The organism is Fictibacillus barbaricus (genome assembly GCF_014635025.1).
Lineage (GTDB): Bacteria > Bacillota > Bacilli > Bacillales > Fictibacillaceae > Fictibacillus > Fictibacillus barbaricus.
Map to the genome: position 1 here is coordinate 191,515 of NZ_BMCE01000002.1, position 24,586 is coordinate 216,100.

24 protein-coding genes and 2 other annotated features are annotated in these 24,586 nt (G+C 38.8%); of the genes, 6 read left to right on the plus strand and 18 right to left on the minus strand.

From position 1 onward, the window contains the following. Positions 1-3: 3 nt before the first annotated feature. Positions 4-1,077 (minus strand): 3-dehydroquinate synthase, encoded by a 1,074-nt coding sequence (aroB, locus tag IEV52_RS10265; protein ID WP_188402467.1) that lies wholly within the window; start codon positions 1,075-1,077, stop codon positions 4-6. Next, positions 1,078-2,247 carry a chorismate synthase gene (aroC, locus tag IEV52_RS10270; RefSeq protein WP_188402468.1) on the minus strand — a complete coding sequence of 390 codons (1,170 nt, stop codon included), beginning with the start codon at positions 2,245-2,247 and terminating at the stop codon, positions 1,078-1,080. It lies immediately after the preceding gene. Between the two features lie 53 nt (positions 2,248-2,300). After that, positions 2,301-2,509, minus strand: a binding site (T-box leader). Between the two features lie 312 nt (positions 2,510-2,821). Between aroC and IEV52_RS10275 the strand changes: the two genes are divergently transcribed. Further along, positions 2,822-3,901 carry a bifunctional 3-deoxy-7-phosphoheptulonate synthase/chorismate mutase gene (locus IEV52_RS10275; protein WP_188402469.1) on the plus strand — a complete coding sequence of 360 codons (1,080 nt, stop codon included), beginning with the start codon at positions 2,822-2,824 and terminating at the stop codon, positions 3,899-3,901. A 57-nt stretch (positions 3,902-3,958) separates the two neighbouring features. On the opposite strand, the gene IEV52_RS10280 is transcribed toward IEV52_RS10275, so the two are convergent. Beyond that, positions 3,959-4,159: a DUF6501 family protein gene (locus tag IEV52_RS10280; RefSeq protein WP_188402470.1), complete on the minus strand. Its 201-nt coding sequence runs from the start codon at positions 4,157-4,159 to the stop codon at positions 3,959-3,961. Positions 4,160-4,326: 167 nt separating this feature from the next. Here IEV52_RS10280 and IEV52_RS10285 point away from each other — a divergent pair, with 167 nt between their 5' ends. Beyond that, on the plus strand, positions 4,327-5,292 hold the full coding sequence (locus IEV52_RS10285; RefSeq protein WP_188402471.1) for a quinone oxidoreductase family protein: 966 nt from the start codon (positions 4,327-4,329) through the stop codon (positions 5,290-5,292). 220 nt (positions 5,293-5,512) lie between these two features. Here the strand turns inward: IEV52_RS10285 and IEV52_RS10290 are convergent, their stop codons facing one another. The 6 genes from IEV52_RS10290 to IEV52_RS10315 form a co-directional block, all read right to left on the minus strand. Further along, complete coding sequence (locus tag IEV52_RS10290; protein WP_188402472.1) at positions 5,513-5,878, minus strand: hypothetical protein; 366 nt, start codon at positions 5,876-5,878, stop codon at positions 5,513-5,515. A 56-nt stretch (positions 5,879-5,934) separates the two neighbouring features. After that, positions 5,935-7,209 carry a 2-oxoglutarate dehydrogenase complex dihydrolipoyllysine-residue succinyltransferase gene (odhB, locus tag IEV52_RS10295; protein ID WP_188402473.1) on the minus strand — a complete coding sequence of 425 codons (1,275 nt, stop codon included), beginning with the start codon at positions 7,207-7,209 and terminating at the stop codon, positions 5,935-5,937. After that, positions 7,202-10,060: a 2-oxoglutarate dehydrogenase E1 component gene (locus tag IEV52_RS10300; protein WP_188402474.1), complete on the minus strand. Its 2,859-nt coding sequence runs from the start codon at positions 10,058-10,060 to the stop codon at positions 7,202-7,204. Before IEV52_RS10300 ends, odhB begins: the two co-directional genes overlap by 8 nt. A gap of 171 nt (positions 10,061-10,231) precedes the next feature. After that, on the minus strand, positions 10,232-11,170 hold the full coding sequence (gene rarD, locus IEV52_RS10305; RefSeq protein ID WP_188402475.1) for an EamA family transporter RarD: 939 nt from the start codon (positions 11,168-11,170) through the stop codon (positions 10,232-10,234). Positions 11,171-11,271: 101 nt separating this feature from the next. Next, positions 11,272-12,954, minus strand: a complete 1,683-nt coding sequence (gene argS / locus IEV52_RS10310; protein ID WP_188402476.1) for an arginine--tRNA ligase — start codon at positions 12,952-12,954, stop codon at positions 11,272-11,274. A 42-nt stretch (positions 12,955-12,996) separates the two neighbouring features. Continuing rightward, positions 12,997-13,202 (minus strand) — a binding site (T-box leader). Positions 13,203-13,250: 48 nt separating this feature from the next. Continuing rightward, the gene (locus tag IEV52_RS10315) at positions 13,251-13,532 is read right to left on the minus strand and encodes a hypothetical protein (protein ID WP_188402477.1); all 282 of its coding nucleotides are present in this window, start codon (positions 13,530-13,532) and stop codon (positions 13,251-13,253) included. Positions 13,533-13,619: 87 nt separating this feature from the next. Here IEV52_RS10315 and IEV52_RS10320 point away from each other — a divergent pair, with 87 nt between their 5' ends. Continuing rightward, a complete protein-coding gene (locus tag IEV52_RS10320; protein WP_188402478.1) occupies positions 13,620-14,981 on the plus strand; it encodes an MATE family efflux transporter in 1,362 nt (453 codons plus the stop codon). 17 nt (positions 14,982-14,998) lie between these two features. On the opposite strand, the gene msrB is transcribed toward IEV52_RS10320, so the two are convergent. Further along, on the minus strand, positions 14,999-15,961 hold the full coding sequence (gene msrB, locus IEV52_RS10325; protein ID WP_188402479.1) for a peptide-methionine (R)-S-oxide reductase MsrB: 963 nt from the start codon (positions 15,959-15,961) through the stop codon (positions 14,999-15,001). Between the two features lie 83 nt (positions 15,962-16,044). Further along, positions 16,045-16,968, minus strand: a complete 924-nt coding sequence (locus tag IEV52_RS10330; protein WP_188402480.1) for a DMT family transporter — start codon at positions 16,966-16,968, stop codon at positions 16,045-16,047. A gap of 119 nt (positions 16,969-17,087) precedes the next feature. On the opposite strand from IEV52_RS10330, the gene IEV52_RS10335 reads away from it, so the two are divergent. Next, complete coding sequence (locus IEV52_RS10335; protein ID WP_188402481.1) at positions 17,088-17,912, plus strand: GDSL-type esterase/lipase family protein; 825 nt, start codon at positions 17,088-17,090, stop codon at positions 17,910-17,912. Here IEV52_RS10335 and IEV52_RS10340 read toward each other — a convergent pair. Next, positions 17,894-18,301: a group-specific protein gene (locus IEV52_RS10340; protein WP_188402482.1), complete on the minus strand. Its 408-nt coding sequence runs from the start codon at positions 18,299-18,301 to the stop codon at positions 17,894-17,896. The genes IEV52_RS10335 and IEV52_RS10340 overlap by 19 nt on opposite strands. A 136-nt stretch (positions 18,302-18,437) precedes the next feature. Between IEV52_RS10340 and proC the strand changes: the two genes are divergently transcribed. After that, on the plus strand, positions 18,438-19,277 hold the full coding sequence (gene proC, locus IEV52_RS10345; RefSeq protein ID WP_188402483.1) for a pyrroline-5-carboxylate reductase: 840 nt from the start codon (positions 18,438-18,440) through the stop codon (positions 19,275-19,277). Between the two features lie 36 nt (positions 19,278-19,313). On the opposite strand, the gene IEV52_RS10350 is transcribed toward proC, so the two are convergent. After that, a complete protein-coding gene (locus IEV52_RS10350) occupies positions 19,314-19,970 on the minus strand; it encodes a GDSL-type esterase/lipase family protein (RefSeq protein ID WP_188402484.1) in 657 nt (218 codons plus the stop codon). Between the two features lie 156 nt (positions 19,971-20,126). Here IEV52_RS10350 and IEV52_RS10355 point away from each other — a divergent pair, with 156 nt between their 5' ends. Then, a complete protein-coding gene (locus IEV52_RS10355) occupies positions 20,127-20,519 on the plus strand; it encodes a hypothetical protein (RefSeq protein ID WP_188402485.1) in 393 nt (130 codons plus the stop codon). Between the two features lie 9 nt (positions 20,520-20,528). Here the strand turns inward: IEV52_RS10355 and IEV52_RS10360 are convergent, their stop codons facing one another. From IEV52_RS10360 to nadE, 5 genes are all read right to left on the minus strand, one after another. Next, complete coding sequence (locus IEV52_RS10360) at positions 20,529-21,740, minus strand: DUF2515 family protein (protein ID WP_188402486.1); 1,212 nt, start codon at positions 21,738-21,740, stop codon at positions 20,529-20,531. A gap of 89 nt (positions 21,741-21,829) precedes the next feature. Beyond that, a complete protein-coding gene (locus IEV52_RS10365; RefSeq protein ID WP_188402487.1) occupies positions 21,830-22,402 on the minus strand; it encodes a DUF502 domain-containing protein in 573 nt (190 codons plus the stop codon). Between the two features lie 18 nt (positions 22,403-22,420). After that, positions 22,421-23,290 (minus strand): D-amino-acid transaminase, encoded by an 870-nt coding sequence (gene dat / locus IEV52_RS10370; RefSeq protein WP_188402488.1) that lies wholly within the window; start codon positions 23,288-23,290, stop codon positions 22,421-22,423. 103 nt (positions 23,291-23,393) lie between these two features. Continuing rightward, entirely contained in the window at positions 23,394-23,648 is a 255-nt protein-coding gene (locus IEV52_RS10375; RefSeq protein WP_188402489.1) for a hypothetical protein, read from the minus strand. An 89-nt stretch (positions 23,649-23,737) separates the two neighbouring features. After that, positions 23,738-24,559 (minus strand): ammonia-dependent NAD(+) synthetase, encoded by an 822-nt coding sequence (gene nadE / locus IEV52_RS10380; protein WP_188402490.1) that lies wholly within the window; start codon positions 24,557-24,559, stop codon positions 23,738-23,740. Between the last annotated feature and the right edge of the window lie 27 nt (positions 24,560-24,586).

Here is a 24,586-nt window from a genome sequence, read left to right on the forward strand (position 1 = left end):
TTTTTACTTCTCTTCAAAAAAACAAGTTAATTTCTCTTCTAATTCTTCTGCCTCATAGGATGATAGATACGGCTTTTCTAGTCTATCTAAGAGAACCATTTGTATGGTTCCTTTTTCAGCTTTTTTATCTTTCTTCATTCGGTTGATAAGCGAAGGGATGGATAAATGCTTTGGCAGCGGTGGATATCCTAGTGTATTCAACCACTTCTTTAATTCAATGGCGATGTGAGCTGTTTCTTTCTTTAAAGATAGTGCAAAAAGCATGCCGTGAGCTACCGCTTCACCATGTGTGATCCCTTTGTATCGAACTTCACTTTCAATGGCATGGCCAAGTGTATGACCAAAGTTTAAATAAGCCCTAATGCCTTTTTCTTTTTCATCTTCTGTAACGATATTGTTTTTTATCTCAATTCCTCTAATAAGGGCTTGAAGCAAGTGCTCACCTTTTAAATCATCGATCGTGCAGATGTTTTTACGAAGCATTTTGTATAGATTTTGATCTGCTATCAGTGCATGCTTGATCACTTCTGCAAACCCTGATCTCTTTTCATGTTCAGGCAAGGTTGATAGGTACTCAGTTGAGTAGATGACTGCTTCAGGCTGGTGGAAAACACCTATCATATTCTTGCCTTCCGGGTGATTGATGCCAGTCTTCCCACCGACTGCACTATCATGAGCGAGAATAGTAGTTGGTATTTGGATAAAGCGTATACCTCTCATGTAAGTGCCAGCTACAAAGCCTGCCAAATCACCTATCATACCGCCGCCGAGAGCCAATATAACAGATGTACGATCGAGCCCTTTTGCTAGGGCAAAACTCTGACACGCAAAATAGTTTTCAAACGATTTTTGATCATCACCTGCTTGAATTTGTATAACCTCATAAGGGTAAGAACTTTCGATGGCTTGTTGAACGTCATCGAGATATAGTGCCCCTACATTTTCATCCGTGATGATTAATAGGTTCTTAGGTGATGGTTTTAGATTTCGCAAAACACTATGAAGCTTATTAATTGCGTTTGGACCTACAAAAACAGGATAGTTTTTTGAAGGTGTTGTAATTTGAATTGTATTCATTTAAAACACCCTTGCACGCTGTTGGTGCTGAATGATATTCTTCTTGATCACTTCCATGTTATCTTGGCCGAATTGACTGACAAGTGCTCGTGCTAGCTCCCATGCAACGACTGATTCAGCTACTACACTAGCTGCTGGTACTGCACAGCTATCAGATCGTTCAATACTCGCTGCAAAGGCTTCTTTTGTTTCAATATCAACACTTTGAAGCGGCTTATAGAGTGTTGGGATCGGCTTCATCACACCGCGCACTACGACCGGCATTCCTGTTGTCATTCCGCCTTCAAATCCACCTGCGTTATTCGTTTTTCGTGTATAGCCGTTTTCAATGTCCCACGCTATCTCATCGTGTACTTCGCTTCCTGGCTTTCTAGCAGCCTCAAAACCAATGCCGATCTCAGCGCCTTTAAATGCGTTGATGCTCATGATGGCCGCAGCTAGTTTGGCATCAAGTTTGTTATCGTAATGCGTGTAGCTTCCTACTCCAACAGGCATACCTTCTGCAATAACTTCAACAATTCCACCAATAGAATCACCGTTTTCTTTTGCAGTGTCAATCGCTTCCATCATGATTTTCTCTGCTTTTTGATCCAGACATCTAACCGGCGACGCTTCTGTTTTTTCACGAAGTTCGTTTAAGGACTCATATGTGAGGTGCTCTGCTTTAACACCGCCAATCTCAAGAACATGTCCTCCCATTTCGATACCAAGTTCTTTTAAAATCTTTTTTGCTACTGCCCCAGCTGCTACTCTTACAGTTGTTTCACGTGCTGACGATCGTTCTAGAACATTTCTCATATCCCGGTGATTGTATTTAATCGCTCCGTTCAAATCTGCATGCCCTGGGCGAGGTCTTGAGATGACACGTTTTACTTCAGCGTTCTCATCCTCGAGGGGGTCAGCTCCCATAATTTTTGTCCAATGGGTAAAGTCTTTGTTTTCAACTACGAGTGTGATGGGTGATCCAAGTGTCACTCCATGACGTACACCGCTTAAGATCTGAACCTGATCTTTTTCAATCTGCATTCGGCGTCCTCTTCCATGTCCTTTTTGTCTTCTGGCAAGCTCTTCGTTTATGTCTTCAGCTACTAGAGGCAAACCTGCTGGTACACCTTCAATGATTGTTGTAAGTTGAGGGCCGTGCGATTCCCCCGCGGTTAAGTATCTCATTTTCTATTCCTCCTGTTTGCCTGTTTTGTTGTACAAAAAAATCCCTGCTAATAAGCAGGGACGAATTGATTCGCGGTACCACCCTGACAGCAAAGACTAAAGCTTTGCCACCTTCATTGTCATAACGGAAATTATCCGGCTTTTATAAAAAAGCATGCTCAAGAATTGTAATTCGTGAATGGCTGTGTACTGATTTGCACCACCATCAGCTCTCTAATAACAGGGAACCATTCCACTACTGTTGTTCTCTCATTGCGATTTAAATTATAAAGTTATAGACAGTTTTAACACGTTGAAGTGCTATTGTAAAGGAAATTCATTCATTTTTCTTAAAATTTACAATACCTACATCTATATGTCAAAAATGCGAAAAAAGGAGTCGAAATTATTTAAAAACTTTTTTTGAATAAGTACTTGACATTCTTTTGAAATCCCTTTAAAGTTACAAACAATACTTTATGAGACACACGCTTTAAAGCGCGAAAGTGTCTATGTGCTTATGTATATAAAAAGCCTATGAGCGGCGGCGAGATAGGAACTAATGACGCTAGTACAATTTGGGGAGGAACCGCACATGTCAAACGAGTTAGAAGTATTACGAAAGCAGATGGATGAAATTTCTTTAAAGATTTTGGAGCTATTAAATGAGCGAGGCAATGTCGCACAGCAAATTGGGAAGCTAAAAGAAATGCAAGGAGTAAAACGATTTGACCCTGTAAGAGAAAGAGAGCTGTTAGATCTAATTGCTTCTCACAATGATGGTCCTTTTGAAACTTCAACTGTACAGCATATCTTCAAGCAAATTTTCAAAGCAAGTTTAGAACTGCAAAAAGATGATAATCGAAAAGCGTTGCTGGTATCTCGTAAAAAGAAACCAGAAGATACAATTGTAAATGTAAAAGGTGAAAAAATTGGTGATGGCAATCCTCACTTCATCATGGGACCTTGTGCAGTGGAAAGCTATGAACAAGTGAAACAAGTTGCAGAAGTTATTGCAGAAAAAGGGTTAACTTTAATCCGAGGCGGAGCATTTAAACCGCGTACGTCTCCTTACGATTTCCAAGGACTAGGCCTAGAAGGATTAAAAATATTGCGTAAAGCTGCTGATGAACATCAGCTTGCGGTAGTAAGTGAGATTCTAAATCCAAACGATATTGAAATGGCTTTAGATTATGTGGATGTAATTCAGATTGGTGCACGTAATATGCAGAACTTTGATCTATTAAAAGCAGCTGGTGCTGTAAACAAACCCGTATTGCTGAAACGCGGACTAGCCGCTACGATTGAAGAATTCATGTACGCTGCTGAATACATTCTGGCTCAAGGCAACTCTCAAGTTATTCTTTGCGAACGCGGTATCCGTACTTATGAGAGAGCAACCCGTAATACACTTGATATCTCAGCGGTTCCTATTCTTAAAAAAGAAACACATCTGCCAGTAGTTGTTGACGTAACACATTCAACCGGAAGAAAAGATCTTCTCCTCCCTGCCGCTAAAGCAGCGATGGCGATCGGTGCTGATGCGGTCATGGCTGAAGTTCACCCTGACCCAGCTGTAGCGTTATCCGACTCTGCACAGCAGATGAACATTCCGGAATTCCATGAATTCATGGACGCGCTGTTAAATAAAGAAAAAAAGAAAATACATTCTTAATAAATAGTGAAAGTTATTTAAGCCTGGCTCTTAGAGTCAGGCTTTCTGTGTTTCTGCTTAGCCTTCGAAATACTCTTTGTAGTACCCGCCTACTTTACCCGTGTTATCAATAACGAAATAAAACTCTTCAGTTTCATTTTTTAACTCGTATGTTTTACCCGTAGTTAATGCTCGGTTAACCAAATATTTTTTTGCTTCTGTATGTACACATTTAATTTCGCGGATCGTTGGTCTGTTCGCCCACTCTAAATGAATCATGATGTCTCTCTCCTTCTCTTTACAGATTCTATTTGTTAAATCATAATGTCTCACCATGTTTTATGTCAAATTCATTTTTTATGCGAGATGCTTCTCTAGTATTCCGTCAATTCTATGGGTTACTATGATATGGAACATTATTTTCTTAGAAATGGAGATCTACATATATGAAAGCATTAGTATTTAATACGTTTGGCGGACCAGAAGTATTGGAATACCGTGAAATTAATGACCCTGTGTTTGGGCCACGCGATATTTTGTTAGAAATGAAAGCAATTGGCTTAAACTTTGCTGACATTTATAGAAGAAAAGGAAACTATCATCTAGAAGGACAGCCACCCTACATTCTTGGATATGAAGGTGCTGGAATTGTAAAAGAAGTTGGAAGTCATGTAGAAGGCGTGTCAGTTGGAGATCGAATCGCTTTTGCAGATGTGCCAGCTGCTAACGCAGAGCTGGTTGTTGTGCCTAGTGATAAAGCAATCCCTATTCCTGAAGGTGTGACTTTTGAATCAGCAGCTTCCCTCTTGTTACAAGGTCTTACGGCACACTATTTAACAAAAGACAGTTTTTCAATTAAAAATGGTGATGTTGTACTTGTTCATGCTGCCGCTGGCGGTGTAGGACAGCTATTGATTCAAATCATCAAGTTGTTAGGCGGTGATGTTATCGGATTGACTTCCTCTGAAGAAAAACGTCAAACAGCACTTTCGGTCGGTGCTGATTCGGTATATCTCTATAATAATAATTGGAAAGAGTCCATAATGGAATTTACATCAGGAAAAGGTGTAGATGTTGTTTATGAATCAGTGGGTTCTACAATAATGGATAGTTTTGATGTAACACGAATCGGAGGAACGGTGGTATTTTTCGGCATGGCAGGCGGAGATCCTGTAAAAATTGATCCTCGGATGTTAATGGATACGTCTAAAACGTTAACTGGCGGCGACTTATGGAATGTGCTAACCTCTCTTGAGGAACGTGTAAACCGTTCGCGTGAGTTGTTTCAATGGATTAAGGACGGCCATTTGAGGATTGCTCATACTTTGTTTCCGTTGAGTGAAGGCGCAAAGGCCCATGAATTCCTCGAGAGCAGAAAAAGCACAGGGAAGATTTTGCTGATTCCTTCATGATAGAATTTGGGGTGGCTGCAAGTTGCAGCTGCTTTTTTTGCAAAATAGTTGTAAAGTGCAAATAATATACGTTCGGATTTGTTAGTTTTCACAAGTATAATTATTTGCAAAATGCAAGTATAGGAGTTTAAAGTAAGCTGGCAATGGTTACACTCCCAAAAGCGAGCCAATCGTTTATTTGATTAGAATAATATTATGTTAAGTCGTTTGAGTGACCTATTTAGGAAGCGGGATTTGGTAGGCTGCTGAATTTGTAGTTCGGAGTGGGCTTTATATCCATAGATTTTAAGATTTTTTTCATTGTGGTAGAAGAATCTAGGTGTAAGAACTTTCTTAGGTCACGGTTTTTAACCTTAACATCAAACAAGAGCGCGTAATCTTGAATCGCCTTCACATGAGCTTCTTTTGATTTCTTAAAGCATGATGTGCAAAACCATGTTCCTCTTTTACGAATCATCGGCAAGTGATCGCAGAATGGATAAATAACTCCCGTCTGTATATCGGCCGAATGAAGGTGGTCCCTTGACGTACGCCAAGATTCCGATTCATCATTACAATCACCCCGCCAGCGACACTTCCACAACAAATCAAAAAACACCCCCTGCCACAGCAGGAGGTGTATCAAACTACATCATTAACTCATTAACCTTCTAAAAGAAGTGACTCTGGATCTTCAAGAAGTTGCTTAACTGTCGTTAAGAAGCTTACTGCTTCTTTTCCGTCGACGATACGGTGATCGTAAGAAAGCGCGATGTACATCATTGGACGATTTTCCATGCGCTCTTTATCGATGGCAACCGGTCTCCATTGGATCGTATGCATTCCTAAAATCCCAACTTGAGGAGCGTTTAGGATTGGTGTAGAAAGCATTGAACCAAAGATTCCGCCATTCGTGATTGTGAATGATCCGCCTTGAAGATCTTCTAATGACAACTTCTTAGAACGTGCCTTCTCAGCTAAGTTTCCAATCTCTTTTTCGATGCCAGCAAAGCTTAGACGATCAGCGTTTCGGACAACCGGTACGACTAGTCCTTCTTCAGCGCCTACTGCGATACCGATATCGTAGAACTTCTTAAGAACCATCTCATCGCCTTGAATTTCTGCGTTAATCGCTGGGAATTTCTTTAACGCGCCAACTACAGCTTTGGTAAAGAACGACATGTATCCTAATTTAACACCATTTTGTTCATAGAACTTGTCCTTGCGGCGAGCGCGGACTTCGTTGATCGCAGTCATATCCACTTCGTTGAACGTTGTTAACATCGCAGCTGTTTGTTGAGCTTCAACTAAACGTTTAGCGATCGTTTGACGTCTGCGGGACATCTTTACACGCTCAACTGGCTTTTCAGGGTTAACCACTTCAACAGAAGCAGCCGGCTTAGAAGCTGGTGCTGCTGGCTTAGTAGAGCTTACAGCTTTCTCACTGCTTCCACCTTCGGCATGACGCTTCACATCTTCCGTACGAACGCGTCCAAGAGGATCGCGTGCGCTTACTTCAGAAAGGTCGATGCCTTTTTCACGAGCAAGCTTGCGTGCAGCTGGAGAAGCGATCGGACGATCAGAAGCTTTTACTTCTTCTTCTGCGGAAGCTTTTTCTGTAACTTGCTCTTGTTTTTGTGCTTCTGGAGCAGCTTTTTCCTCTGTTTTTTCTTCTGCAGCTGGCTCAGAAGCCTCAGAAGCATCACCATCAACGATTGAGGCGATGATATCTCCAACAGAAACTGTATCGCCAGGCTCAACTTTGATGTTCTTTAAAATACCATCACGTTCAGCGCTGATCTCGATGTTTACTTTATCAGTTTCAAGTTCTACTAGATCTTCACCTTTAACAACTGCTTCGCCTTCTTTTTTAAGCCACTGTGCTACTGTACCTTCTGAAATAGATTCGGCTAATTCCGGAACTTTAACGTCAAACATGTTCACGGCCTCCCTCTCGCGATTGAATGTCTAGTGCTAATGATGTTTGGATAATTTGTTCTTGTTCTTTTTTGTAGATGTCTGGCTCCCCACCAGCTGTACTTGAACGTTCTTGTCTGCCGATATATGAAACATGTGCTCCTTTTGGTGCAACAGCACGAAGTTTCGGTTCGATATACAGCCATGAACCCATGTTTTTCGGTTCTTCTTGTACCCAGATCAAGTCTTCTACGTTTGGATATTCTTTAATCAGAGCTGTCATCTCTTCTTCAGGGAACGGATAGATCTGTTCAACACGTACAATATGCAATTCCGTTCTTTCGATTTGATCTTGCTCTAATGCTTTTTCAAGATCGATCGCAATTTTACCTGAGCATAAAAGAAGCTTCTTCACTTTTTCTTTGTCCTTGCCAAGACCAGGCTGCTCTAATAATGGCATAAAATGGTCGCTCTCAAATGCTTCCGGTAATGATGCGACTTTCGCATCACGAAGCAGGCTCTTTGGTGTCATAACAACCAACGGACGAACTTCATCCATGGAAAGAAGTTTTGCCTGGCGTCTTAACAAGTGGAAGTATTGTGATGCTGTACTTACGTTCGCTACTGTCCAGTTGTTTTCTGCCCCAAGCTGCAAGAATCTTTCTAAACGTGCACTCGAGTGTTCAGGTCCTTGACCTTCATATCCATGTGGCAGAAGCATAACCATACCGGATTTTTGGCCCCACTTTGCGCGTCCTGCTGATAAGAATTGATCGAACAGAACTTGAGCAACGTTTGCAAAATCACCGTATTGTGCTTCCCATATAACTAGCGTTTCAGGTGCGAACACATTATAGCCGTATTCAAAGCCAACGACTGATGATTCTGAAAGAGGACTGTTATGAATCGCAAAAGAAACATCAATATCATCCATCGCGTGCAATGGAGAGAACTTCTTGCCGCTTTCGCTGTCATTCAAAACAAGGTGTCTTTGCGCAAAAGTACCACGCTCAGAGTCTTGCCCTGTTATACGAATCGGTGTTCCATCTTTAAGAATGGAAGCAAAAGCTAATGATTCAGCCATGCCCCAGTCGATCTTTTCACCCTGGAATGCTTTGCGTCTGCGCTCTAGAATTCTTTGGATCTTAGGGTATACATTAAAGTCTGCTGGGAACTTCAGCATGTTTTCCGTAAGCTCCTGAAGATCGGTCACAGAAATTGTGGTATCGATATCAGGAAGGGCTTTTGATAAAGGATCCGGAAGTCTAGTGTCTTCCAGTTTGAATTTCTCTTTACGGCCATGTACTTTTTCATACTCAGTTTGATGTTTTGTTAAAACATCTTCCTCAATGGCAGTAACTTCTTTTTCTGTAATTACGCCTTCTTTAACAAGCTGTTTAGCATAAACAGTTCGGACCGTAGGATGGCTGTTTACTTGCTTATACAATTTAGGCTGTGTTGCAGAAGGATCGTCCATCTCGTTATGTCCGAAACGGCGATAGCCAATAAGATCGATTAGTACGTCTTTTTGGAACTTTTTACGATATTCATAAGCTAGGTGAACCGCTGCGATACAAGCTTCAGGATCATCAGCATTTACGTGAATGATCGGAATCTCAAATCCTTTTGCAAGGTCACTCGCATACTTAGTTGAACGGGAATCTCCGCTGTCTGTTGTAAATCCTACTAAGTTGTTTGCGATGATATGAAGTGTTCCGCCTGTCTGATAGCCTCTAAGTCGGCTTAAATTCAATGTTTCTGCAACAATTCCTTCACCAGGAAAAGCCGCATCCCCATGGATCAGAATTGCGAATGCCTTTGATGTGTCTTGAACAGGATAGCCTTTGCTGTCGCGAGTTTCTTGAGCAGCTCTTGTATATCCTTCAACAACTGGATCCACATACTCTAAGTGACTTGGATTGTTCGCTAATGAAATTTTGATCTTGTGTGTTTGATCTGTTTCCACTAGACGACTTGCACCAAGGTGGTATTTTACATCCCCAGTCCAGCCAAAGTTAATTCCTCTAGAACCTTCAGAAGGAATTAGCTCTTTATTTGGAGAATGGTGAAATTCAGAGAAAATCAATTCGTACGGTTTACCAAGGACATGAGCAAGAACATTTAAACGTCCTCGGTGAGCCATTCCGATAAGAGCATGTTCAGCTCCATCGCGGCATCCTTCTTTCGCAGCTTCATCGAGCATCGGTACAAGCATGTCAACGCCTTCAATGGAAAAACGCTTTTGTCCGACAAACGTTTTGTGAAGGAATTTCTCGAACCCTTCTACTTCTGAAAGTCGGGTTAAAAGGTTCTTCTTGTCTTCTGCTGAAAACTTAGGATAATGCTGGCTTGTTTCCACCATGGTGTTCAACCATTGGCGCTCCTCAGTCTCATGAACATGACTAAACTCATAAGCTATCGTCTTCGTATACACTTCCTGCAGCATTTGAATCGCTTGCCAGCCATCTTTTACGCTTGATGGCGCCTCTTTCCAAATAAAGGAAGGTGGTATCGCTTTCAAATCTTCAATCGATAAATTAAATTCTTTCGGGTCAATATGGTGGTTGTCTTTAGGAAATTCCCCAACTGGGTATAAGTTAGCTGCTAAGTGACCGTAAGTGCGAATATTTTCTGCTAGTTTCAATGCAGCCGCCAATTTCTCTAAATCCATTCCATCAATGCTCTGTGCAGTACGTTGATTTGATTCAGAACCCTCACTTGGAGGACCCCAAGCATCAAATTTTTCTTTGAATGAACTGTCAACAGATTCCGGATCCACGCTATATTGATCATATAGTTCAAGGACATAAGCCAAGTTTGGACCGCTCAGTCCTTGCCAAGGATTTTCTGATTTGGAACGTTGATGACTCATCTTTTGTTCCCTCCTGCTTCCCTTTGTAAGTATTGTGCTGTTGCTGTTAACAGGTGATTCATTATTTCTCGCCCTTGTAAATTCCCTATTTAAAGCGCTCTCAAACAATGAATGAAAAGAACCTTATCATTGATAAGGTTTCAACTGTAAGCAATGGTCATTGCCATTATACTATATTTTTGCAGAAAGTGAATTTTGTTTTTTACGATTTATGATATAATTTGCCCATTTTGTTCTACTGAAGGTAAAAATAAGGAGTGCAATCCAGATTAAAGTAAAAGAAATGATGTGTATCGTGCTAAATGTTTCATGGTACATAAAAACGCCTAAAAATAGCATGATGGTTGGTGCTATATATTGAAGAAAGCCGATCATCGTCATGGAGATCCGTTTAACTCCTTGTGCAAAACAAACTAAAGGTACTGCTGTGACCAACCCCGCTCCCCACAAAAGTAAAGTAGTAGCAGTGCCTCCTGAAACAAATGAAGCATCTCCGTTCCCTTGAAGAATAACTAAGTAGATAAATGCGAACGGAACAACAAACATAGTCTCAAAGGTAAGTCCAGATAACGAGTCAAAACTGCCCAGTTTTTTTGCAAGTCCGTATAGGCCAAACGAAAGAGCCAATAGAACAGCTACCCAAGGAAAATCCCCATACTGCCAAGTTAAAAGAAGAACACCTAAGGCTGCAATTATAAAGGAAATGATCTGCCAGCTGTTTAGTTTCTCTTTTAATACAACCATTCCTAAGATAACGCTCACAAGAGGGTTGATATAATACCCTAAACTTGCTTCAACAACGTGATCGGTGTTAACAGCCCAAATATAGATAAGCCAGTTACCACTAATTAATAATGAGGCTGCAAACACAGATAAAAACTGTTTTTTATCAGAAAGAAGTATTTTAAAATCTCTTTTCAAGGCTTCCTGACGTTTTAAAATAACCATAACAGCCGACATAAGCAAGAAAGACCAAAAAATGCGATGCGCTAAGATTTCTCCTGAACCAACCGAATCGAGGGGTTTCCAATAAAGAGGAAGGAAACCCCATATTAAATAAGAAATAGCTGCATACCAAACACCTTTTGTATGTTCATTGTTTTTCTCCATTGTTAGCTCCCCGATTCCCTTAATAAGTTGAAGTTATAAGATTATATAACGGAACCGTAAACATTTACCACTAAGAGAACTTCAATTTATAAGAAAAATAACTACATTCGTTTTGGGGTTTGTATCCCTAATAATCGTAAGCCTTCTTTCAACACGGTCTGAATAGATGCACATAGAGCCAATCTTTGATTTGTCTCAGCACTATTTAAGATCTTTACGCTTGCATAATAGTGATTAAATTTATGGGAAAGCTTTAAAACATACTTTGATATTACAGAAGGTTCTTTGCGCTTAAATGCTTGTTCAACAACTCCTGGAAAATCATTTAAAACAGATAGTAGTTCCCAGCTTTCATCTCCAATAGAGAATTTAGCAGGCAGGTTCCACTCAAAGTTCCCTTTTTTAAGTAATGTCTCTATTCTGGCAGCTGTATATTGGACGTATGGTCCTGTATCTCCTTCAAATTTAAGCATCTGTTCAAGGGAAAATTCTACATCGTTTCCTTTTTCGTTTTTAAGATCATGAAAGATTACAGCACCTACCCCGACTTGTCGTGCTACTTCCTCGACACCGCTAAGTTCTGGGTTTTTTTCTTTAATATTCTGTTCAGCGAGCTGGATAGCTTCTAATAGAACGGTTTCAAGAAGTACGGTTCTTCCTTTACGAGTGCTCATCTTTTTCCCGTTCTGCAATATAAGTCCGAATGGCACATGGTGCATGTGATCAGACCATTCATATCCCATCTTGTATAAAACTCGTTTAACTTGTTCAAAATGCAGGGATTGTTCATGGCCCACTACATAGAATGCTTGATCAAATGAGTAAGTGTTCATTCTATAGATAGCGGCAGTAAGGTCGCGTGTAGCATAAAGAGTTGCCCCATCAGTCTTTTTGATCAAACATGGAGGCAGATCTTCTCCCACTTTAACAATTTGTGCACCTTCAGATGTTTCTAACAAATTCTTTTCCTGAAGTTCTTGAACGGTTGCGTCCATTTTGTCGTTAAAAAAAGCTTCACCGTTATATGAATCAAAGTGTACATCGAGCAGATCATAAATCTTTTGAAAGGCTTTTAATGATGCATCCTTAAACCAGATCCAAAGTTCTGTTGCTTGAGGGTCATGGTCTTCTAATTTTTTAAACCACAATCGTCCCTCACCGTTTAAGGAAGTATCTTTATCTGCTTCCTCATGAAAACGAACATATAGCTTTGTCAGCTCTTCAATAGGATTAGCTCTTACCTTTTCTTCTTCTCCCCATTTTAAATAGGCACAGATTAATTTCCCAAACTGTGTTCCCCAATCTCCGATGTAATTGATCTTCACCGTGTTGTAGCCGCATTTTTCGCTAATGGCTGCTAATGAGGAACCAATAACAGTTGAGCGCAAATGACCCATTGAGAATGGTTTAGCAATGTTTGGTGAAGAAAGATCAAATACGATAGTTTTTTCATTTCCAAAAGGATGATTCGCATAATTCTCTTTCTCATTTAATATCTTCAGTAAGAGTTCTGATGCAGCTGAATTTTTGTTGAAGAAGATGTTTACATAACCGCCAGCCGGTTCCATCCTCTCAAATTGGTCAGGAAGAGTGCCTGATGAAAGCTCTTTAGCAATTTCATGCGGTGCTTTTTTATAGATTTTGGCCAACTGGAAACAAGGAAACGCTAAATCACCTTGCTTTAATTGCTTTGGTTTTTCGATTAACCCTTCAATTTGTTCTAACGTTAACTCGTTTCCGATTTTTTTATTAAGAAAAGCAGCAAATTCTTTTTTCCCTTTCAATTTTTTCCCTCCCTAAATAAAAAAACCGTCTCTTCTAATTATAGAAGAGACGGATTAATACCGCGGTACCACTCTCATTGCCCTAAATAGGCCGCTTGATCTGTTAACGGGAAGCCCCGGTTTGCCCTACTCGAATTCAAGCAAACATTTCCAAAGTGCGCTTCGTCTGAAAGTTGGACCGGGCTCTCACCAACCCCCAGCTCGCTAAACCATACTAAACAGAGTACTCTCTTTTTCATAAATGTTCATTCATTTAGTTTTTCCATATTATATGAGGGCAATAAAGAAAAGTCAACTTATTCCTTATTATCTAAATCCAAGTAATCTCTCATTTTTTTAATATACCGTTTTAAACGGAACAACGTTTCTGTTCGAAGATATTTTGATGTGAATGCTGCTGAAATAGCAGCGACTGAAACAAATACCCCATGATCTGAGACTCTTACTGGAATAATTCCTGTAAAAATGGTTTCACCGCTGCTTTTATATAGAAGTTCAGTTGAAACAAGTACTATTTTTTCATCTGTTCGCTCCCCGGGCAGCACTGACTGAACTTCAAATAGAAATTGTACGCTCATAGTTTCTCCTTTACGTTAGTCTCATAGATTTTATGATATAATGCATTAGCTTGATTTGTCAGTACAAACCATAAAGGAAGTATGCAAATGATACAGACACATTCATTAAAAAGTAAATACAAAAACTTTCTGCGGTTAGTCGTTCCCGTTCTTATTACACAATTAGGATTGTACGCGATGAACTTTCTCGACACGGTGATGAGCGGTCGCTCGGGGGCGGATCAGCTTGCAGGAGTTGCCATTGGATCGAGTTTATGGGTTCCTGTTTTCACAGGTTTAAATGGAATACTAATGGCACTGACACCTATTGTTTCACAGCTTGAGGGAGCAAAAAATACAAAAAGCGTTCCAAAGTCCGTCATGCAGGCTGTTTATCTGTCAGTTATGATTTCAGTAATTGTCATATTACTAGGTTCATTGGTGTTAAATCCGATCTTAGAAGCCATGTCTCTGGACGCGGAAGTTGAAAAAGTAGCCAGAGGATATTTAATCGCTTTATCTTTTGGAATATTTCCACTTTTTTTATATGGTGCACTCCGATCCTTTATCGATGCCCTTGGTCAAACAAGGATAACAATGTTTATCACTTTGATCGGGTTGCCTGTCAATGCTCTATTCAACTACTTGTTCATCTTTGGTAAAGGCGGGTTTCCAGAACTAGGCGGTGTAGGTGCAGGTATCGCAACAGCCATTACGTATTGGGTAACTGCGATCATAACCGTACTTATCGTTTGTAACATGAACCCATTTAGAAGATATAAACTTTTCCGGACATTCTATAGGCCTTCCTTGAAAGCTTGGAAGGAGCAATTGAAAATTGGTATCCCGATTGGACTTGCCATCTTTTTCGAAGTGAGTATCTTTGCAGCTGTTACACTCTTAATGAGTGATTTCAATACGATCACCATTGCTGCTCACCAAGCTGCGTTGAATTTTGCCTCCTTTCTATACATGCTGCCGCTAAGTATTTCTTTTGCACTGACCATTGCTGTTGGATTTGAAGTTGGAGCTAAGCGATATAAAGATGCTGCACAATATAGTTATATAGGAATCATTACTGCTGTAGGTTTTGCATTAATACTCTCATCGCTTCTTATAATCTTTAATGAACAAGTAGCAAGTATTTATTCAAATGAGCCTGAAGTGATTAAGCTAACAACTTCTTTCTTATGGTATGCCGTGTTTTTCCAGCTAGCAGATGCCATTGGAGCTCCCATTCAAGGTGCTCTTAGAGGGTATAAAGATGTAAATGTGACTTTCATGCTTTCTTTTGTATCTTACTGGGTTCTTGGGCTTCCAGTTGGCTATTATCTAGCCAACTTTACTTCATTAGGTGCTTATGGTTATTGGATCGGTCTTATTTCAGGCCTAACTGCTGGAGCAGTAATCTTATTTGCCCGATTAAGATACATCCAATCACATTCCTATACCACTATAGAACAAAAATAAACCAGCCATCGGCTGGTTTATTTGCTTTCAAACAGAGCTAGATACTCTCCATATCCTTTTTCTTTTAATTGATCTTTTGGAATGAAGCGGAGTGCAGCAGAATTAATGCAATAGCGCAGTCCCCCTCTGTCCCTCGGGCCATCTGTAAACACATGTCCTAAATGAGAGTCGGCTTCTTTACTTCTTACTTCTGTACGAATCATACCATGTGACAGGTCTTCTTTTTCTTCAACTGTTGAGGAACGGACAGGTTTTGTAAAGCTTGGCCAGCCACAGCTGCTGTCGAACTTATCACGTGAGCTAAAGAGTGGTTCACCTGATACGATATCCACATAAATTCCTTCTTCTTTATGATCCCAAAACTCATTTTGAAAGGGCGGTTCTGTTGCATCGTTCTGGGTGACATTATACTGCATCGGACTGAGTGATCTAAGAATTTCTTGCTTTTGTTCTTCATCTTCCCAATGTGTTTTTATAAAGTTATCACGACCTGATCCTTGTCTATAACGTTTGTAATGAAAAGAATTCTTTTTATGATAGTCTTGATGATATTCTTCTGCTGCATAGAAGGTATCAGCAGGTAGAATCAACGTTGCAATAGGTTTGTTGAAGCGTCCGCTCTCCTCTAGCTCTTTTTTAGATTGTTCAGCTATAGCTTTTTGCTTTTCATCGTGATAAAAAATAGCTGTACGATAAGAGTCGCCACGGTCATAGAATTGCCCGCCTGGATCAGTCGGATCAATCTGTTTCCAATAAACAGACACAATTTTTTCATAAGATATGATCGAGGGATCAAAAGTAATCTGAACCGCTTCAAAATGTCCTGTTGTTTCACTGCACACTTCTTTATAGGTAGGATTTTCTTTGTGTCCGCCTGTATAGCCTGATTCAACTTTTATGATGCCGGGCCATTCTTCAAATGGTGTTACCATACACCAGAAGCAGCCTCCGGCAAAAGTAGCAATCTCATAGTTACTCATGAAATCAAACTCCTTTTTTACTATTTGTTTCATCATATAAGAATGTGAGCTAAATGCATAGGAAAAGGCACTTCTATCCTTATTCAGCCTTTTTTCATGATAGGACCTGCTGTCACAGGATTCTTTATCGGAGCTAATGGTTTATCCTTCTTTTGTTTACGGGTATTTTGCAGAAAGTAATAAAGTCCCGTTAAGACGATGGCACCGCCAAGCCATTGGGTAAATGATAAAGTTTCACCAATTAATAAGTATGCAAGCAAGGATGCTCCAACTGGTTCCCCTAATATGGCCATGGATATAGTCGCAGCTGTCACGTATTTCAACAGCCAATTGAATAGAACATGTCCAAATACGGTTGGAATGATGGCAAGCAATAAGAATATACCCCATTCTTTATCAGGATATCCGGTCATAGGTATTTCTAAAAAAATATTATATACTGCAAAAACAATGACTGCTGTTAGAAATACGATAAAACTGTAAAGAGTAGCCGGCAAAGTTTTTAAAAGTTTTTGGCCGATCAGCATATGAACAGCGACTACAATTGTTCCTAAGATGGATAATATGTCTCCTTGTATATGTTGGATGGAAATTCCTATGTCACCCCAGCCGATCATGATTGCGCCTGTTATAGCAACTATCATCCCGTTCATGGCAGCCTTTGACGTTTTTTCACGAAATGCTATATAGGCACCCACCATTACAAAAACAGGCTGAAGAGACAGAAGGATCGTTGAACTTGCAACGGTAGTTAATTTTAATGACCCCATCCAAAATAAAAAATGAAGAGCTAAAAACGTACCAGATAAAAATAATAGCACTGCATCTTTGTTTGAGATTTTTCTCATATAAGCAAATTGCTTCCACACAAAAGGAAGCATCAATAGCAATGTGAACAGTAGACGGTACATACCCTGTACGGATACTGGGGCTTGTGACCACTTAACAAAAATCGAAGAAAATGAAACAGCGATAATACCAATTACTAAAGGAATAAAAATAGGCATTTTTAGGGAATCGTTTTTCAAGTTGTCACCCTTCACTTTCTAGGCATATTTATGATATTATCAATAGTTATTAACAGACATTTTGCAATTAAAAGTTAAATTTAAGAAGGAGGATAAATATGAAAAAAAGATATCTCATATCCTTGCTTCTTTTGCTTATGGTGATTGGCACAGCCGGATGGTACTACTACCCACAGTATAAGATAAATCAGATTAAGAAAGAATCTGTTATAGATAAAAGAAGCAATGAAAAATCAAAACAGATCACATATCTAGATTATATAAAAAATAGCCCTGAATCTACTTATAATCATTTGGTCTTAGGCGATTCAGTCGCACAAGGCAGAGGATCTGAAGAAGGTGGATTCGCAAAAAAAGTTAATGAAAATCTGCAAAATTTAACAGGAAAAACTTTTATCCTCGAAAACCAAGGTGTTTCAGGTGCCACGAGCCAAGGATTAGTAAATCAACTCGAAATTCGAGCTGTTCAGGAATCCTTAAAAAAAGCAGATATTATTTCTATCAATATTGGCGGAAATGATATTGTCCAAATAGCAAAAGAAGAAGGTCCACTTAAAGCTATTCAAAGTTATGATGAAGTTAAAACCGATTATCAACAAAACTTGAATGATATTTTTGAAACTATCCGTACACATAACCCGGATGCCATTCTTGTTTTAAATGAACTATATAACGTTGTTCACTCAGAACAAAAATATTATCCTGCGACCGAAAAGCTTCTAAACGACTGGAACTTAATCGCATATGAAACAGCCCTTTCTTACAAACCAGCTCTTGTTGTACCCGTGAGCGAAGCTCTGCAAACAGAAGATATAGACAAATGGCTGTATGACTCCATCCACCCTAATGATGAAGGGTATACAAGAATTGCTGATAAGACCATCACTACTTTTCAAAATCAATCTTATAAAGAAGCACAATAAGCATCTGAGGAGCTGCAAAGTCTTTGCAGCTTTTCTATATTCCCGTTCCAATGGTTGATCTGAGGCAAAAAGTAAAAGGTAGTCGCTTCGTTTAGATTATTTAACATTCCGTTCGGATCATATAAGATAACCTGCTTCATATTTCCAAGCGCAATACCCATTTCTGTATGACAACCTTTTCCGCCAGGCAGAATGACAATGACTACGTCAGATTCCAAGACTGCTTCGTACTCTTTCACGCCAATTGTACATAAGTCTTCTTTGGTGACTGCTCTTTCATTTTGGGTCCAATCATAGGTAAGCTCCCACTCTAATTTTTCTTGAATTTCATATGTTAAATCTTTAACTACATCTTTGTTCTGAAAACCAGAGGCAATGTAAAATTTCATGTGAAGTACTCCCTTTTTTGACTTATGTAAAAATCATATTACAATCCGGTAATATTGAATATATAAACTTGCATCTTATTGTGAACATGTTAACATAGTACTTTCTATAAACGTAAAAAATTGAAAGAGGGGTTGCATGTTAAAATACAAAAACATAGCATTCATTGGAGCAGGATCTATGGCAGAAGCAATGGTGTCAGGATTAATTAACAAAGCAGAAATGTCGCCAGATCGTATTACTGCTGTGAACCATACCAATGAAGAACGAAGAATTGAACTTAGTAGTAAATACAAAATTCAGACTGTAGCTTTTGAAGAAATATCTTTAAGAAACAAAGATGTGATTATTCTTGCGGTAAAACCAAAACAAGCGGAAGCTGTTCTGCAGCGATTAAAATCCGTTCTTCAGGATCATCATGTAATTTTATCAGTACTAGCAGGGATATCTACTCGTTATATTGAGGAGATCCTTGAAAAACCTTTCCCAGTTATTCGCGTTATGCCGAATACATCAAGTATGATTGGTGAATCCATTACTGGAATTAGTGCCGGTAAGTATGTAGAAAATGATGATTTGGATTTAGCTCAAGAATTATCGAAAGCCATCGGTAAGGTAAAAATTATTTCTGAAAAGCAGATGGATGTTTTCACCGGCATAGCTGGAAGTGGTCCTGCCTACTTCTATTACCTCCTAGAACATATGGAGGATGCAGCAGTTGAATATGGTTTAGATCGTGAATTGGCGAGGGATATTGCTGCGCAAACATTGTATGGTGCAAGCAAAATGGTTATGGAATCCGACGATTCTCCAGCAGAGCTTCGGAAGAAAGTGACTTCTCCAAATGGTACAACAGCGGCTGGACTACAAGCCCTTAAAGAAAATGGAGGCGGAGATGCTATTGAAAAGGCTGTTAAAAATGCAGCTAGACGTTCAAGATCGCTGCGTAAAGAATTCGAGAAAGTACCCGCTTTATAATAAAGAGAGCACAAGCCTAAAAAGGCTTGTGCTTTTTTATTCTATTTCCTTAAAACCTAGTTCGAAAAGTGAGACCGCTATCACTTGATAGCCTCTTTTATTGGGATGGATCGTATCAAAACATACGAGCTCCTTTTCTCTACCCTTAAACACATCATAAAGATCTGCCACTTTAACATTAGGCATTCTTTCATAACTTTTTATATGTTCGTTAAACAGGTTAACCCACTTATTAGCTTTACTCCATCTAAAATAGGGATTATAAAGGGTACATATTCGTATAATAAAGGAATCCTTAGTATTTTTCTTGATTTTGAAGATTACCTTAAAAATTTTGGCAAGATTTTTTTTACACTGATCGAGTGCCTGATAAATAGGTTCCTCTTTTGAGGTTAGCATAAATTTAAATGCTGCTTGTATTAGGTCATTTCCGCCAGCAGTGATTAATATAATTTTAGATTTTTTTATAGATTTCCTTACTTGTTTATCTTTTAGAGAGTATAAAATCTCTTCAGAAGTCGTTCCAGTGACTGCATAATTATTTACAATGATTTGATTATTAAAAATATCCTGTGTAAACCCTACATATCTTCCTACATATCCTTTGCCAAAAACAGGTGCCCCTACTCCAACGGTTAAGGAATCACCTATTGCAGTTAATAGCCAATCGTATGACGTCTGGAACTCTGACATACATCCCTTATCCTCCTTTTCGGCACACACTCTATTTATAAAATATGATGTGAGAAAAATTTGGACAGGGCGTTTTCATCACTTCCTGTTAAGGATTATGTCCCTTTTTAGATAGTTGAATATATATATATGGAAACTATTTTGAGGTGATTTTTTTTGAAAGACAAATCTGTAAGAATGTTCCCCTACGGCGGATACGATCCATTTTCAACTCCTTCTACTAAGGGATATGCTGCTAGTCAGATAATGCCTGACAGACCGCCATACGCGCCTGCAACTCCTGCCCCAATGACGCAGCATCAATATTCACAAGGGTTTAACCAACCCTTCATGCCATATATGATGCCGATGATGCCACCGGGAGCTGTACCGCATCCAATAATGCCAGGTATGCCTTTGAATCAGATACATGGCCAAGGAAATCAAGGTATGCCCATGCATCCAAACAACCAGGGTTCTGCACTGGATTTCGGTAAAGTGATGGGCGGGGCAAACCAGTTTATGGGGCTTGCACAGCAAATGGGAAACATCCTTTCCTTCTTTAAATAGAAGCCTTTACTAAAGGTTTCTATTTTTTTTGTATAACCGATAATATTTTTTTATTAGATACGCCGATTCAATCTTGTGTAGGCCAGCCCAATAAGATAACCAAATGGGAGCAGCAGGTTTCACTGTTAATTTCATTTTTTGAAGCGTCATATCGTTTTCATTAAACCAATCAGATGAAAAAAAAGGTCCGTTATAATTTTGTTCCCATAATTGATCAAGATAAGGACTATATACTTTTTGATTCGATTTTGTTTTAAAAAAAGAAAGTTTTTCTTTTAAGTGTTCATTGTTCATTGGTTTTATAATAGTGAAAATATTTTTGTCATAATCAGTACGTGAACCAGTATGGGGATGCATTTGTGCAAAGTGGTAGACGGAATGGAAATTTGTAGATTTAAAGAGCAGTGCATATAAGTGTTGCCCCAACTGAATCCTTTGTTCTAGATTCTCGAATTTTTTCATCTTTTTTCCCACTGTGTACTTTAAAGGCAAGATAGGAAAAATGATTTGTGAGAGTTCAAGCCATTCTTGTATTCGATACGTAATTTTACCTAAAAGTCTTTTATACTCTATTGTCTGTACTAAGTTTTTCTCAATATGATTTTGTTCATTAATAATTTGGGCCACTGGCAATAATGGAGTATGATCACCTTGGAAAAACAACTCCCAAACACCTTCCATAAAAGCTGATACGTGAAAGTATCTACATAAATGAAACAATGATACTCCTCTTTTTTTGCTTTCTTCATACAGAAGTAATTGGGGGAACGCATCTTCAAAAATCATACTGTTCCCTTTTTCAAGCATAAGGTATAAGGCTTCTGAAAAAGTATCTTCAAGAATATGTGGCAAAAATTCTCCTTTAAGATCAGTCATAAAATATCCTGCATTTCTTGAGACCATGTGGGCTAAGAAAGACCATTCAATTTCTGGATGTTTATTAAAGAACGCTAAATAGGCGGCAGTTCGAGTAAGGTTATTCTTATTCTGCAATTGTGTTTCGGATTTAATCTTTTGTATTAACTCTTTATCTTTGTAGAAGCTGATAGAAATTCCTTTAGAGCGGCTAAAAATTTGCTTCCACTGAATTTGAAGTCTCCTTTTCTGATCCTCACTGACCTGCCATATTAAACGTTTCTTGCTTACTAAAAGAAAGGGGCGGAATAATAGTTCAACCGGAATGAGTGTTAATTTTGTAAATAACCTTTTTGAAGCTTGCAATGTTAACACCATCCTTTATCTCAATGTATGAAAACGAATAGGTTATAACACAAAAAAACACCCTTATTAAGTAAGGGTGTTCAAATAACTTATTTTGTTGCGACGCCACCAGACAATAAGAATTTCATAGCCTCTTCTGGTTTTATATCCAGCACCTTTACTCGATCCTTTGGCACTAAAAATGTAAAGCCTGCGATCTGAAAAGTTTGTGGGATATAGACCGCGACGTGATCAGATAACTCGTCACCTAGACTCCTTATGTCTTCTGTTGTTATAAAACCGATGCTTTTCATATTCAGTTCTGGATATTCGATCATTACAACGGTTGAAAACGATCTTTTTTCACCAAAAAGAGAATGAATGGTGTCTTTAATAACAGTATAGACCGTTTTAACAAACGGAGTTTTTTCTAAGATACGATCGATAAGTCTGAAGATCTTTCCTGAGATGTATTGGGTTGACATCCACCCTAAAACGGTAATAAGTACAATCGTTGTGATGAGACCGATTCCTGGAATATAGTCTTCTTTTAGTACATCCTTTAAAAGGTCGCCAAGTATGCTATCTAAGAAGCCGAAGATTTTATAGATGATGTAGACCGCTAAAACGATTGGCAGGATCGTCAACAATCCATTAATAAAGTATTTAAGTAACGTTTTCATGTTTTCCTCTATGATTCATTATGATCTTAATGCGGTTGTATTCTTTTCAATCTGTAATTTAAAGTTCTCTTGAAGCTTTAATGTTACTGGGCCAATCTGATAATTTTGTTCTTGAGTTCCTAGTAATCGAACAACAGGTGCTACTTCCATGGTTGTACTTGTAATAAATACTTCATCAGCATTCAATAGTTCCTCAACAGAAAACGATTTTTCCTCCACAGGAATTTGAAGTCTGTCTGCAATTTTTAAAACGATCTGTCTTGTGATTCCATTTAAGATCAAGTTTGTAGCAGGGTGTGTTTTAAGTGTTCCGTTCTTCACGATAAATACGTTTGAAGAAGAGCCTTCTGTTACAGTGCCATCTCTGTGCTGAATGGCTTCTTGACAATCATAGTCTGCTGCCTTTCTTTTTGCCATAACATTTCCAAGTAAATTAAGACTTTTAATATCGCAGCGCAGCCAGCGAATATCTTCTGTCAAGTACGTTTGAATGCCTTTTGATTGAGACTCTAGAATAGAATCTAAAGCAACAGATTTAGCGAATCCAGTAACTACGCTCTGCATATTGCGTTCATATAAATGGTTCCGAGGCGCTACCCCTCGAGTCATCTGGATATAAACCATACCATTTACCATGTTGTTCTTATGAATTAGTTCATCCATAAGGTTTTTAAATGTTGCGATATCATATGGCATAGAAAGCTCTAATTTTTTTGAGCTTTGCACGAAACGATCAAAATGTTCCTGAAATGCGAATGGTTTTTTGTTATAAACGAATACCACTTCATAAATTCCATCACCGAATAAATACCCTCTGTCTTCAGGATCTACTGGTATGGACCCGCTTTTAATGATTTGATCGTGATATAAAACATATGAATTTTCCATGATTTTACCACCCCATCTTTATAATATGTATGCAATTGAGCTTTCATCTACTTTAAATGAAAAAGTGACTCCGTTCAAGAGTCACTTTTTAAAAGAATTTAATTTATTTTTGTTTAACCGATTTCACAACTTTATTATCTTTTACAGTTACCATATAAAATTCATCGTCCATTTCAATCAGAAAATCTTCGTCATATTGCTCTTTAAGTTCTTCTTCGATCTTAAATGGTTTTTTGAAATGGTCATCAATTACATTTAGGCGATCTTTTCGTGTACTTTCCCGATTGATCGTATCGTAAACAAAAAAAGCTAAAAATACAATTCCTACTGAAATAATGATTTTTGCAGTTTTACTCAAGACATATATCCCCTTCCCCTTAATTCCAAGAACAAGTATAACCTAAAATATAAAAAACAAAAACACCTGGTTTACCCAGGTGCTTCTCCTTACTTCCACCATGTGTCATGGATAGAGGCAGCAAAATTTCTTTTATGCATGGTTTGCAAGTAGCGTTTTTCAATCTTTTCTTTAGAAGAAGGTGAGACTACTTTTCCTTCTAAATAATCGTCAATTTCCTCATACGAAACTCCCAATGCTGTTTCATCAGGGATAAGCGGCTTATCGTCTTCTAAATCAGCTGTAGGGACCTTTAAATAGATCCGTTCTTCTGCCCCTAATTCTTTAAGCAGTTCTCTGCCCTGCCTTTTATTCAATCCGTATAAAGGTACAATATCGCATGCCCCATCTCCATGTTTTGTGAAGAAACCAGTGATCGCTTCTGCTGCATGATCAGTCCCGATAACAAGACATTGGTAGGCACCACCGATATCATACTGCACTTTCATTCTTTCACGAGCTTTCGTGTTTCCTTTTAAAAAGTTGGATAGATCCTTATCAGTCGCTTCATGAAAACTTTGTACAGAAGCATCTACTGCTGACTTAATATTTACAGTCAGGGAAACATCAGGCATGATAAACGATAAGGCGCGTTGAGCATCTTCTTCATCTTTTTGAATCCCGTATGGCAGTCTGACGGCAATAAACTTATAGTCGTCTCCTGTTTCTTCACGCAGCTCTTCCATGGCAACTTGAGCTAATTTGCCAGCTAAACTGGAATCCTGCCCGCCGCTAATACCTAGAACATATCCTTTCATCCCTGATTTTATCACATATTCTTTTAGGAATTGAACCCGTTCTTGGATCTCATTTTTTGCGTTGATTTCTGGTTTAACTTGTAATTCTTTAATGATTTGTTGTTGAAGATCCATTTTAATCGCCACCTTTACTCTGTTGTT